This window comes from Chryseobacterium sp. 2TAF14, assembly GCF_052115105.1.
In the GTDB taxonomy this organism is placed as follows: Bacteria; Bacteroidota; Bacteroidia; order Flavobacteriales; family Weeksellaceae; genus Chryseobacterium.
The window spans coordinates 1-13,405 of the sequence record NZ_JBFRGA010000061.1 but is presented as its reverse complement, the minus strand read 5'-3'; the positions used below and the strand labels follow the sequence as shown (position 1 = coordinate 13,405).

The 13,405-nt window shown below is 32.8% G+C and carries 15 protein-coding genes; all 15 read right to left on the bottom strand.

Annotation, left to right across the window (positions count from 1 at the left end; translation table 11 throughout):
• Nucleotides 1-140: 140 nt before the first annotated feature.
• Entirely contained in the window at nt 141-659 is a 519-nt protein-coding gene (locus AB4Y90_RS08640; RefSeq protein WP_441557001.1) for a hypothetical protein, read from the bottom strand.
• A 218-nt stretch (nt 660-877) separates the two neighbouring features.
• On the bottom strand, nt 878-1,891 hold the full coding sequence (locus tag AB4Y90_RS08635; RefSeq protein WP_441557000.1) for a GNAT family N-acetyltransferase: 1,014 nt from the start codon (nt 1,889-1,891) through the stop codon (nt 878-880).
• Nucleotides 1,884-2,906, bottom strand: a complete 1,023-nt coding sequence (locus AB4Y90_RS08630) for a hypothetical protein (protein ID WP_441556999.1) — start codon at nt 2,904-2,906, stop codon at nt 1,884-1,886. Before AB4Y90_RS08630 ends, AB4Y90_RS08635 begins: the two co-directional genes overlap by 8 nt.
• Nucleotides 2,896-3,462, bottom strand: a complete 567-nt coding sequence (locus AB4Y90_RS08625; protein WP_441556998.1) for a GNAT family N-acetyltransferase — start codon at nt 3,460-3,462, stop codon at nt 2,896-2,898. Before AB4Y90_RS08625 ends, AB4Y90_RS08630 begins: the two co-directional genes overlap by 11 nt.
• On the bottom strand, nt 3,462-4,106 hold the full coding sequence (locus AB4Y90_RS08620) for a sugar transferase (RefSeq protein ID WP_441556997.1): 645 nt from the start codon (nt 4,104-4,106) through the stop codon (nt 3,462-3,464). The genes AB4Y90_RS08625 and AB4Y90_RS08620 overlap by 1 nt, the downstream gene beginning before the upstream one ends.
• On the bottom strand, nt 4,099-5,301 hold the full coding sequence (locus AB4Y90_RS08615; RefSeq protein WP_441556996.1) for a glycosyltransferase family 4 protein: 1,203 nt from the start codon (nt 5,299-5,301) through the stop codon (nt 4,099-4,101). The genes AB4Y90_RS08620 and AB4Y90_RS08615 overlap by 8 nt, the downstream gene beginning before the upstream one ends.
• 228 nt (nt 5,302-5,529) lie before the next feature.
• Nucleotides 5,530-6,699, bottom strand: coding sequence for a non-hydrolyzing UDP-N-acetylglucosamine 2-epimerase (gene wecB, locus AB4Y90_RS08610; RefSeq protein WP_441557002.1), 1,170 nt, complete (start codon nt 6,697-6,699; stop codon nt 5,530-5,532).
• 38 nt (nt 6,700-6,737) lie between these two features.
• Nucleotides 6,738-7,094: a four helix bundle protein gene (locus AB4Y90_RS08605; RefSeq protein ID WP_441556995.1), complete on the bottom strand. Its 357-nt coding sequence runs from the start codon at nt 7,092-7,094 to the stop codon at nt 6,738-6,740.
• A gap of 64 nt (nt 7,095-7,158) precedes the next feature.
• Nucleotides 7,159-8,319 (bottom strand): polysaccharide biosynthesis C-terminal domain-containing protein, encoded by a 1,161-nt coding sequence (locus tag AB4Y90_RS08600; RefSeq protein WP_441556994.1) that lies wholly within the window; start codon nt 8,317-8,319, stop codon nt 7,159-7,161.
• 108 nt (nt 8,320-8,427) lie between these two features.
• Nucleotides 8,428-8,874 carry a WxcM-like domain-containing protein gene (locus AB4Y90_RS08595; protein WP_441556993.1) on the bottom strand — a complete coding sequence of 149 codons (447 nt, stop codon included), beginning with the start codon at nt 8,872-8,874 and terminating at the stop codon, nt 8,428-8,430.
• Nucleotides 8,874-9,230, bottom strand: a complete 357-nt coding sequence (locus tag AB4Y90_RS08590) for a four helix bundle protein (RefSeq protein WP_441556992.1) — start codon at nt 9,228-9,230, stop codon at nt 8,874-8,876. The genes AB4Y90_RS08595 and AB4Y90_RS08590 overlap by 1 nt, the downstream gene beginning before the upstream one ends.
• Before the next feature lie 53 nt (nt 9,231-9,283).
• Entirely contained in the window at nt 9,284-10,318 is a 1,035-nt protein-coding gene (locus tag AB4Y90_RS08585; protein WP_441556991.1) for a polysaccharide biosynthesis protein, read from the bottom strand.
• On the bottom strand, nt 10,302-11,426 hold the full coding sequence (locus AB4Y90_RS08580; RefSeq protein WP_441556990.1) for a glycosyltransferase family 4 protein: 1,125 nt from the start codon (nt 11,424-11,426) through the stop codon (nt 10,302-10,304). Before AB4Y90_RS08580 ends, AB4Y90_RS08585 begins: the two co-directional genes overlap by 17 nt.
• Nucleotides 11,427-11,456: 30 nt before the next feature.
• Nucleotides 11,457-12,533, bottom strand: a complete 1,077-nt coding sequence (locus AB4Y90_RS08575) for a glycosyltransferase (RefSeq protein ID WP_441556989.1) — start codon at nt 12,531-12,533, stop codon at nt 11,457-11,459.
• Between the two features lie 96 nt (nt 12,534-12,629).
• The coding region (locus tag AB4Y90_RS08570) for a hypothetical protein (RefSeq protein WP_441556988.1) at nt 12,630-13,405 on the bottom strand (776 nt) is incomplete at its 5' end.

Sequence of the window (13,405 nt, the reverse complement as noted above, 5' to 3'; positions counted from 1 at the left end):
GGCTCTAACCAATAATTAAAATAATTCTTATTACAAACTCAGATTAATTATCAATAAATAACCCCGGCTTCATCCGGGGTTATTTGTTATCTATGTAGTGTAATATCAAGAAAAATTTTCGTGATGATGTTAAGATTTATCTATAACTGTTCAGGAGGAAGCTGATTTTCATGTCGGGTTCCAAGATCAGAAATTTTTCTGGATATTTTAAATTTTCCGTGGAATGAAGGATTCAGCACATCGTATTTTTTCATCAGCCTGTCAATTTTTGTAATGCACTGTCTCAGCTTCTTAAACATTTCGTCTAATTCTCTTGTCGCATTCTGTGTTGTATCGATGCTCAGACCTGCATCGTACGCTTTGGCATCAAAGTTTGTGATTGCATTCTGCCACTCCTGCATTTCTGCAGCGGTTACATAGTCAGGATCAAGGTTTACTGTATTTTCCGCCACTATTTTGCAGAGCTTATCGCAATAGATCTTTGCCTCCACTCCACTCATGCGCTGTATTTTAGACTTATTCGTGGTGAGCTGTTTACTCAGCGGGCTGTCTTTACCTTCAAAAAAATCTGCTGCAGTATTGGCATAAGCCACTGTGAGATTAGTCATCAGTGTTTTGGCGTCTGTCTTTTCCAGCCTGTTTGCTTGTTTTGTCGTCATTGTGTTTTTATTTAAATTCTGTCAAATGTATAAAATTTTCACATATAAACAATACTTTAATTAATAAAATACAATAATTACAATATAATTCATATTATATGAGAGCTAAAAACAATAGAAAGATTATACTCATTAATAGAAAAAACTGTATCCAAAAATTGATAAATTCATCATTTAACAGATTAACACAAAGCTGTATCTAACGCCCTATTTAGTTTTTAACTCCGGTAAAGAGGGAAAAATGCTGATTCCTTTTTAGCTTTTGACAATTGATCATAAATATCCTGATTAGCTATATATCTCCAAACTGAAAACTGACAATAGACATCAGAAAAACCTGATTTGAACCTAAATAAAGAATCTTCATCACTTCCACCGACACCGCCTCCTAAATGAAGAAACTCAAGCGAAAAATCATTCCCTAACAGTCTCGCTTCATCCAATATAAGCTTCATTGGTGTTTCTCTGATAAACTCCTCAGTAGTTCCTGCTAAATGATACTGCATAATTTTATCAGTTATCGTAAAAATAGCACCTGCAACTATACGTTCTTCAAATTTTGCCAATAATAATTTACTTTCAAAAAAAGTATTCTCTAAAAATGAATGAAAATATTCTTTACTAAAATAGTAATTTTTTGAAGCTTCTACACGATCCATGGTTTCATAATAAATCTCTATAAAGCGGTCTATTTCATCTGCAGTTTTTGCTTCCTCCACATAGAAACCTTTCCGTTTTAGCTGATTGATTTCAGATTTATTAGATTTTCGATATTGTCTTTTTTGTTCTTCAGGAGTTAGTTTTAAATCTATTGCTACTGTTTTGTTGAGTGGTAAAATTTGTCCTGTGTCAGAAAAAAAGTGATCTTGTGTTATTAAAGGGTGTAATCTGGCAAATGCGCTTACAATATTATTTTCATTACAATAGCTATTGAAATTATCCCAAAAGAATTTAATAAAATCAGAAGAAAAATTAAAATCACTGCGATTGCTTATTGGTCCGCCATATCCATATACAGAAGTAAGGTCAAACCAGAATGTTTCTTCGATTGGTCTTAAAACGAGAGGGAACGCTATAAAGGCTTCTTCATTTTCTACAACAAACATCAATGAAGTATTGTTATTATCTATTTTATGATAAAATGTAGTCTGATGAAAATCATAGATAAAAGCTGATTTTACCAATTTATCCCATTTTGGATTATTTATATCAATAACTTCGAACTTATACATTTTCAATAAATTTGTTAATAACGTTTGCTATAAATTCTATATCAGTATTTTGATATCTGAAATCAGCATGAATGAATAATATCCTGTTCTGCAGATCAATTTCCGATATATTAAACTGTTCCGGCCATAAAATAGCTGGAAAGATCTTATTTTCTATTAAGTATGATTTAAACTGGTTCCTTAAATCGTTATTTTCACAAATAAACACCAATCCCATTTCAGTATTTTCGGAAGATTGTAGTAAAGAAATTTTATCTGAAGGAAATATCAGTTTCTTTATACTTTGGATATTTTTATATGTTTTAGAGATCAATTCTTCCGGCGATAATGCAGATAATTGGGTATATATAATCTCCGGTAATTTTGCATTAGTATCATAGGATTGAAAATTTTCTTCAGCTTCCGAAAACATTATTCTGTAAACATCTTTTTGGCTAAATAATCCTTTTAAATATTCTGATTTTAAAAACATTGCAGCTAATTTCTTCAGAGCAATATTATTAGCAAATTCATTTGAATGAATGTTATTTTCAAAATTTTCATTCTTAGAATAAACAAATCCTCCCGTTGCAATCGGTAACTGCTTTCTTAAGGAACCAAAACAATAATGTGCCTCGCTTTTACTAACACTCAGCAAATTATGAGTCAGATCATCGATAATGATACTATTTTTAAGGAAATCTGTGTCAAGTTTTTTGATTCCAAAAAAATCAACATTTATAAAAACATTTTCTATTGCATCATCCCAATCCGGCAACCTGTCCGACAGCGGGTTATAGGAATAATATTCAACTTCAATCGGCAGTTTTTTACAATATTCTACAACTTCATGGCAATAATATGAAGGAAAACCCACTTTTTTCCAGCCATATTTATTTATCCCAGATTCTAATAAATTGTATAATGCCACTCTTCCTGAAAAAAAGAATGAAAAATTTTCGTCGAAAAATGATGTTTTGGACGTATGAGTTTCATTAAAGTAATGAAAATCTGAGCCGTATTCCTTATTTGTCACTTTCCCAATAATTATTTTTCTCAATTAAATTAAAATAATCATCTCTGGTAATTCCTACTATCGCTTCGTCCCACCATTGATTTTTTCTAAAATACTGGTTCTTCTTGATACCTTCTATCACCCATCCGCATTTTTTTGTATACACTCCTATCGATGGTTCGTTATTAGCTATAATAGTTGTATTCATTCTCATAAGACCAAGTTCTTCAAAAGCATATCTGTTAATAGCCATTACTGTATCTATTCCGTATCCTTTTCCTCTTGTATCTTTGTCTCCAAGTAACATTCCGTGAAATGCATTTCTGTCTTTCCAATTAATATCAACTAAATTAGCCATGCCGATCAGTCCTAAATCTTCCGTATGAATAGCAAACTTTTGATTATTACTGTTTAATGATAAAGATTTAAACCATTTTTCCTGATCCTGCATACTTGATGGAAAATGCCAACCTCCCAACATATAATTTATTTCAGGATCATTAGACCATTGATGCAATAGTTCTAAATCTTCTTGCTCGATAGCTCTCAGTACTACTTTTTTGCCGGTAATATTCATTATGATTTTTTTTTGAAATGATTATTGCTTAAATTTCTACTGATCCCAAGATCATCCACTTCATCAACAGTTTGACCATGTACAATATCTGATGATTTAAAAAATATTGATTTCAAGGTCATTAAGATAATTTTTACATCTAAAATCAGAGACAGATTTTCAACATAGAACACATCATTGTCAAATCTTTCTGAAAATTTCATTGTATTTCTGCCTTTCACCTGAGCCAAACCGGTAATTCCCGGACGTACCAAGTGTCTTTTTTTATGCTTTGCTGAATACAAATTTAAATATTCCGGCAATAAGGGTCTTGGTCCTATCAAAGACATATCGCCTTTTAAAACATTAATAAGCTGAGGGATCTCGTCTAATGATGTTTTTCTAACAAAACCGCCTATCGCTGTGAGCCTTTCAGCATCCTGCAGCAAATTTCCCTGAGCATCTTTTTTATCATTCATGGTTTTAAACTTAATGATGCTAAAGATCTTTTCATTTTTCCCGGGACGGCGCTGGAAGAAAAACGGTTTGCCTTGATTGGCGAAATACAGACCTATTGTTACAACGATAAAAACAGGACTTAAAATAAGTAAGCCTAAAAAAGCTGCTGTAAAATCAATCCATCTTTTTATAAAATTTTTATACATCTTGAATTTCTTTTATAATCAAATGATAAGATTTGTCTACCATGTACTCGTTTAACAACAATTTTCCGGCATTTTCTCCGGTTTCTTTTAAATCTGCAGTGAGCAGCAATTGCAATTTTTCCTGCATTTCTTTTTGATTTCCTGCCATTACTTTATAGCCGCATTCTGCTTCTTCAATAATGCCTCCGATATCTGTATTTGGGTCTGTCGCTGCAATGACAGGCATTTTCATTTCTAAATACGACAATAATCTTGAAGGAAAATTAGGAATTGTAAAGTTTTTATCTAAAAAAATCAGCCCCGCATCGCAAGCAGCCAATAGCTGGTCGTAATCTTCTTTTGGCAGTTTCTGTAAGAGTTTTGCATTTTTCGGATTGTTTTCATCAAACCATTTTTGAATTTTTAAAAATTCTGTTCCGCTCCCTACAATCAAGAAAAAAATCATCACCGAGTCAGTTTTTTCTATCGTTTCCAGCAAAAAATCCAAGCCTTGGGGTTTTCCTAAGTTTCCGCCATAAATTAAAACTTTTTTACCAGCAGGGATCTGATATTTTTCACGAATTGAAATTTTCTGATCATCAGAATAATTGAAATCTACAGGCTCAATTGTATTGGGATTTACCTCAACCTTTCTGCTGTCTATTTCCGGATTATGCTTTAAGATAAAATCTACATTTGCCTGAGACATACAGCCTATTTTATCAGAAATCTGATATAATTTTTTTTCCTTTCTTACAAATTGCCTGTGCAAAAAACCATCTTTTTTGATCATCTTCATATCCACAGCGTTTTGCGGAAAAATGTCTTTCAGCAGAAGATATGATCTGGCTTGATCTCTTTTCTTTATGTATTCAATTACTTTTCCTAACGTAATGGGCGGAGTTGAATATAAAACAAGATCAAACTTTTTATGAGAACAATATTTTTTAACCGCAGACAGGTATTGAAACTCCAATGCAAGAGTTCCTATACCTTTTTCTACAATATTTGTTTTTTGAATATTAAGCGTTTTCACCTGAAGAATTGAAACCCCTTCTTGTTTACTAAAATTGGTGGAAATTTTTCGCCGTCTTTCTACAGGGGTTACAATAGTAACATCATGACCCTCATCACGGAACTTCCGCAACAAATCCTGATAAATTCCACGCTCTTCAATGGAATTGATTTCTACTAAAGTCAGAAAAATAATATTCATTCTGTAAACTTGTTTAAACTTAATAGTTGGTCATCGCAAAGGCGCAAATGATTCTTTAAATATTGTATGAAGCGCAAAGATTTTATCTTCGATAAAATTAATCGTCCATCATTATTGAAAATCTTTTATTTTCTTGCGTCTTAGGAGCAGAAACATATAAAAACTTGCGCCTTTGCGTTTTCCAACAAGAATTTTTTACTTATATAAAAGTTTAAGCAGACTTTATATTTAAATCTCTTCCGACCAAACCGTTCTTTTAATATAATCTGTATAAGAAATAATAATTCTCACTACTTTTTCTGATACGTTCGGCATTGAATAATCTGAAACAGGTCGGAAGTTTGGTAATTGGTGATTGGTGATTTGTAATTGGTTTCTATCGCCGACAACCTGTGTTTCTAATTGTACCAGTCCCTGCAAAATACGTTCAGGAGATAAGCCGACCATCATTACGCTTGCTTCTTCCATTGCTTCAGGTCTTTCGTGAGCCTGACGGATATTTAATGCCCTGAAATTTAATATGGAAGATTCTTCTGAAATTGTTCCTGAATCTGAAAGCACTGCATATGCTCTTTTCTGCAACGCATTATAATCATGGAAACCCAGTGGTTTTAAAAACTGAATTTCAGGACGCATTTCGATCTGCATCTTATCGATCATATTTTTTGTACGCGGATGTGTTGAAACAATAATCGGATACTGGTATTTTTCGGCAATCGCATTTAAAGAAGCCATCAATCCTCTGAAATTTTTCTCAGAATTGATGTTTTCTTCTCTGTGCGATGATACCACAAAGAATTTACCTTCCTCTAAATTTAGTTTATTTAAAACATCAGAAGCATCAATTTGCGGCAAATAATGATTCAGAACTTCAAACATCGGCGAACCTGTTTTAATGATTCTGTCCGCAGGAAGCCCTTCTCTCAAAAGATATTCTCTTGCAATATCAGAATACGTTAAATTAATATCTGAAGTATGGTCTACAATTTTACGGTTGGTTTCTTCCGGAACCCTTTGGTCAAAACATCTGTTTCCTGCTTCCATATGGAAAATAGGAATGTGTCTTTTCTTCGCCGGAATAGCACACAGACAAGAGTTGGTATCTCCCAAAACCAAAAATGCATCCGGTTTTAATTCTTCCAATAATGGATCTATTTTAATTAAAATATTTCCAACTGTTTCGGTTGCTGTTTTTCCGGCAGCTTCTAAGAAATAATCCGGTTTACGAAGTCCTAAATCTTCAAAAAAGATCTGGTTGAGTTCGTAATCATAGTTTTGTCCGGTATGAACGATGATATGCTCAACCGCTTCAGAAGCATCTAAAGCATCCAACACTCTTGATAATCTTATAATTTCGGGACGGGTTCCTACGACCGTCATTACTTTTAATCTGGTGATTGGTGATTGGTGATTGGTGATTGGTTCTATATTGTCTGTCATTTTGATTTTAAATATTTTATTAATCCATTTAGCAGTTTTCCTACTGTTTCTATTTTTAAAACGATCTCAGTATATTTTTCTTCCGATATATATTCCAGATTTTTAGCAATTAACAGCTGAGTATCTATTTCCTGCTGACTGCCTAACGAAATATATAAAAAGTGTATAAATTCCTTTGTAGAATTTCTTGCAGAACCTTCTGCTATATTGCTTGGTATTGATACAGCAGCTCTTCTTATCTGATTAGTCAAACCAAAGATTTCATCATTAGGAAAATCATTTGTCAATTTATAAATCAAAGTAACCAAATCAACACTAAACTTCCAAGCATCTAAATCTTTATGTGTTTTCATATCTCAATTACATTTTACAAATCAATAATTACCAGTTACTAATTACAAATTACCAACTACCAATCTACACTTCCAGAAAATAAGTATCAGCATCTTCCGGATTGAAGGCTTCATTGATCCAGAAAATGGTGTACAATTCTTCTTCGCCTATATTTTTGATATTGTGCGTGTACCAAATTGGCATATCTACATAAGCAGGTTCGTTTCCGTCAAGATAAAAATCTAAAACTTCATCCGTATCTATTTTTCTTAACTGAATTAAAGCTTTTCCTTTTATCACGGCAAAACGTTCGATTTTTCTTGTATGGTAGTGATTTCCTCTTGTAATTCCGGGAACGGTGGTTGAAAATGAACACTGACCGCCAATTCCTAAACGAATGACCTCAACAAAAGCTCCGCGAGGATCTGTATGTTGCGTAAATTTTACGGGATAATGGGTTTTATAATCGATATAAGAACGGTAAGTGTTGAATAAATTATGTTCAAACGAATCGTTAATTACAGGAATTTCTCCGCCGTCGAAATATTTGGTTTTATAATCGTTTAATAAGGATAAAACTTCCGAAACTTTTTTAGTCGTAGTTGCTTCTACAAAAAATTCTGCTTTGCTTTTGTCTTCCCGGATTTCATTAATAATTGTATCAACCAATTCCTGAACGTAAATTAATTTAACTTCACCATCATTGGCAATTGTTGGCGTTTCACCATGCGTTAACTGATGACAGAATGTAGCAATAAATGAATTGTAGAAAGGTTTTCCAAATGCTCCGAATACGTTTGGAATGATCAATCCTGTAATTTTTCCTCCATTTTCTTCTGCCCAATTGGCTAAAGCTTCCCTTCCTTCTTTTTTTGATTTTCCGTACAGATTATCTCTTTCTTCCTGTGTAGAAGAGGAAATCATAACATGCGCTTTTGAATCGGTTCTTTTCAAAGAATCAACTAATTTCTGAGCCAGGCCAACATTGGTTTCATAGATAAACTGCTCATTTTCGTGACGGTTCATGGCTGCTAAATGAACAATAACGTCACATTGAGCGACAAATTCATCTAACTTACTATCGTTTTCAAAATACTCTTTCTGAAAATCTATTCTTTGAAATTCCTCAGGAAATAATCCTAAGGTGTTATACAAATGTTTTCCTACAAAACCATTCTGACCGGTAATTCCAATCTTTTTGGTGATTGGTAACTGGTCACTGGTAATTGGGGATTGCGTACTCATATTTTTTTCTTAACAATTATTGGTTACCATTCGCTGGATGTTATATTGTTTTTCTACTTTATATTTATAATTTCTATTTACCAATAACTAGTAACCAATCACTAGTTACTAATTACATTTATTAAAATAATTCAAATCGAATCTATACTCATCATTTAGTTCGTTTAGATGATAATTAACAAAAACCAGCAGTTTACTACCTTCAGATTTTGCCTGAATTGCAGTAACATGTCCTGCAGGAACGTGGAGGTAAGTTAAGACATCATCCGATAAAAGATATTTCTGAATTGTTAAATCTTTTGAAGGATTTTCAAAGTCATCAACAAGAATTACAGAAATCTCAAAACTTCCTTTCATACAGGCAAACCATCGCTGCTCAACCTGATGACCTTGCCAACCACGGATAAAATCCGTTGAATGGTTTTCGATCGTGTATATTCTTTTAATCTGTGAAGCATCAAAATCATTATTGTAAGTAATGATTCCTCTTTCGTCCTGATGTTTATTACCTTTCAGATATTGGGGATTAGAAATTAGGGATTGGGGGTTTGCCATTATAACTTCGATTTACGGTATTTTATTAAACCATTCAGCATTTTTCCTATCTCTTCCATTTTTAGTTGAAGTTCGATTAGTGATTCTTCAGAAATGAAATTGATATTTTTTGCTATAATTAATTGGGTATCTAATTCCATTAAACTTCCAAGAGCTACATATAAAAATTGAATATATTCTTTATTTGACTGACGAGCTGCTCCTTCCGCAATATTACTAGGTATTGAAACAGCAGAACGTCTAAGCTGGCTAACTAAACCATACATCTCTTCTTTAGGGAAGTTGGCTGTTTGATTATAAATATCGGTTACAAAAGCAATTGCTTTCTGCCAAACCTCTAAATCTTTATGTGTCATTATCCTATTTTCAATTTTCTAATCCCTAACTCCTAATCCCTGATTTCTAATCCCTAATAAGGATATTGCATTACATCTTCCCCGAAAACTTCTTTTCGGATCAATGGTAAAGTAGAAATCAGCTTTTTCAGTCCTTCTACGCCCTGCTGTTCGGTATTGTGTGAATGGTAATCTTCAATTTGTGCCACTTCTTCCTCTCCTTCCGAGAAATATTTTGCATAGTTCAGATCTCGGTTGTCTGCAGGAACACGGTAGAAATTCCCCATGTCTTCCGCTTTGATCATTTCTTCACGGGTACACAATGTTTCGTACAGTTTTTCTCCGTGACGGGTTCCTATTACTTTTACAGGAACTTCTTTACCTGTCAGTTCAATTAAAGCTTTGGCTAAGTCTCCGATGCTTCCTGCAGGAGCTTTATTTACAAATAAATCTCCCGGATTGGCATGTTCAAAAGCAAATAACACCAAATCTACCGCATCTTCCAACGACATGAAAAATCTCGACATATTGGGATCGGTAACCGTAATGGGTTCTCCTTTCTGAATCTGGTTTAAAAACAACGGGATCACAGAACCTCTTGAAGCCATCACGTTACCATATCTCGTTAGACAAACAACAGTATCTGTAAGATTTCTAGCTTCTGCAACCGCTACTTTTTCCATCATCGCTTTGGAAATTCCCATGGCATTGATCGGATACGCTGCTTTATCAGTAGACAGACAAATTACTTTCTGTACTTTATTGGCTGCTGCCGCACGAATCACATTTTGAGTTCCTTCAACATTGGTTTTTACCGCCTGCATCGGGAAAAATTCGCAGGAAGGGACCTGCTTCAAAGCTGCTGCATGGAAAATATAATCTACTCCTCTTGTTGCTGGCTCAACACTGGTAAAATCTCTTACATCACCGATATAATATTTGATTTTATCATTCTTATACAAATTTCTCATATCGTCCTGCTTTTTCTCGTCACGGGAAAAAATACGGATCTCTTTGAAATGATCGGTTTGTAAAAATCTATTTAGAACTGCAGTTCCGAAAGAACCAGTTCCGCCTGTAATTAAAAGGGTTTTATTTTGAATTTTCATTTTTATAAATATTAATCCATTTATCTATTTGGGTGTTGATATTAAATTCCTGATCTACTAGCAATACAGAATTTTCTCGCATTTTATTATATTTATCTGGAGATAAATCTATCATCCTATCAATCGCATCAGCAATTTCATGCGGTGCATTATTGATATGAAATCCGCACTGGTATTTTTCTAAAATCGACCATGGAGTTCCTGTAGAAGCTATTACCGGTGTTCCCTGATTAAGAGATTCTATAACGACGTTTCCGAAATTTTCTGTTTCTGAAGGCAATATGAGCGCATAGGATTCAGCATATACTTTTTCTTTATCATCTCCAGTAAGATGACCTCTAAACTCTATTTTATCCTGCAAGTTTTTTGATTCAACCAATTTTAAAATCTCCTCATAATAATCAGAATGCCTTTCTTCGTGTTTTCCAACAATAATGAGTTTAAAGTCTGAATTCATAAACTGCTCACTTTTTGAAAAGCCTTCGATCATTTTATGAATTGCTTTAATTCTATGAATTCTGCCAAGATATAAGAATTGTTTTTTTGTAGCATCATCTCTCCTTTTGCTTGGCTCGATAAAGTTAGGAATTTCCACAGTTTTTACATCGCCGAAAACTGATTTTATTTCTTCTGTTTCTTTTTCAGATGTGCTGTGAAAAAGGATATTTCCAGTCATTTTTTTGTATAAAAAAAGAAGCGGCTTTTTTTTGAGTCTGCTAAATTTTAATGCATTCGGACTTAACTCTCCTCTTACAGACCAAATTATTTTCTTTTTTGGAAGAAAAGTTTTAACATAAAAAAAACTGATAATTGAAAGAATATTAAATAAACTGTTTAAGTGAATAACATTGGCTGAACGAATACCTGAAACGATTTGTTTGATAATGTTTCCTGAAACTGATTGTGAAGAGCCATAATATACTGATCCGCATTTTTTTTCCAAGATTTTATCAAGTTCTACTTCTCCATCCTTCAAACCCAGAGCTGTAGTGGTTATATCTACCTTTATACCGTTTGATTTTAATGCACAGGTATGCCAAAAAAGGGTATTGCAAGGCCCTCCTATTTGTGATGGATAAAACGCTCCTATGGGAAAGTATATTTTCATTATTGAGATTTAAACTTCTAAAAATAATGTTTATATATTATTTGATGTTGATTTTACAACCGATATAAATTCAGTTATTTTTTCACGGGATTGTATTTGAAAACTATTTTTGATTTCATTTCTATCATAATCATCTTCATGAAATGATCGTATGAGAGCCTCCTCTAATTCAGACACTTTGTTTTCTTTATAGACATAACCATTGGCTTTATTTACTAATATGGCAGCTCCACATTTTTCGTTACAGATAACTTTTGTTCCTACAGACAAAGCTTCACTTACAACCGCTCCCCATCCATCAAACATTGTGGGCAATATTAAGAAGTCGGAACTTGCAATCATTTCTTTTACTTCTATATTTTCCCTATTTCCAACAAAGGAAACTCTTTCTTTTATTTTATTTTTTAATAAAGATAATTTTAAATCGCTCTCCAAAACACCACTTCCAACAATAACCAGTTCCCAACTTTGAGATTTTCCAATATTRATGAAAGCGTTTATTAAATTATGAATCCCTTTTAAATATGTAAGTCGACCTACAAAAATATATCTTTTTTTCGGTTCTTCTCTTTCTGAACGATGTCCAAAATTTTCCTCAGATTTTATAAAATATTGAAAAACTGTAATCATATCATTACTAAACCCTAGTTTGGAATAAAACTTTTCCCCCAGATTACCCATCGCAAATATATGTGCGACTTTATGTTTGTATTTATAATATAAAATATTGTATTTTATTAAACGTAGACATTTTTTATATCCTAAAAGCATTGGAGCTTCAGCTATAACAAAGATTTTTGTGTACTTGCTTATTTCTTTACTCGCTTTTTTCAGGGAAGGATATCCCATTCCTACCAAACCACTAAATACATTTTTTTCGTATTTAAATTGATTAATAAGTAAATTCAAATGTTTTTTATTTTCTATTTTGATAATTTCAACATTTTCAATTTCTGGAATGCTCCAACCTTGTGCTTTTCTGACTTCTGACATTAGATTTTCTACAATTAGAATCACTTCAAACTCAGAAGATATTTGATCAAAAAAATATGATTGATGTGGACTTACGATATTTTGCCAAAATATCAATTTTGTTCTATTTTTCATTTACAATATTTTTTCATATTGATTAATAACTTGTAAAAGATCACTATATGATATTAATTTTTATCTTTATGGGCTATTTATTATATATTTCAACTACTATATTTTGCCCAAGACTCTTGCATTATTTAAAAGATTATATTTAGAAAACCTGATTTTTGCAGCCTGCTTACAAAGAATACCTACTATTATACCAGTCAAAAAGAGTAAAACGATATTAAAATAAACCATACTAAAAATCACGGTAACAACGACTAAGTTTTTACTAAATCCTGATTTATCAACACTGGAAAATTTATATAGTCGTATAAAAAACACAGTGAAGAGTATTATCCCCACTATTCCACTTGCTGCTAATACATTATTAAACATAATATTTGGCACACTATCAATACCACCTGCTTCCGCATAAGTATTATATTGCCTATAATCTCCCACGTATCTACTTGCAGGCAAACTTATAAGGTTGGGCCCAGTCCCTGTAATCATATATTGAGGGTTTTTTAGTAAAAAAACATATGCTAAATGATCAAATATATCGAACCTTGAAATAACAGCCATTGCACCTGAAGAATTACTATCCGTATATTCGGCCAAATCATCAGAACCGAATATGGCCTTATCCATCTTATTTTTGGTTTGTTCAAAGATGGGATTACTATTTATAATTAAATACCCTGTAAAAAATAAAGGCGCTACCAAAAACAGTAGATATAATTTTCTGGTACTAGTTAATATATAAACATTAAACATTATGAAAAGAATGAAAGTACTTGCTGACAAACTCAAAATAACAGTTAGCGTATTTACAATAATGAAAAAAAGCAATTTGCTGTTTTTTTCTACTTTAACGTAATAGGCCAGTATTATTACAT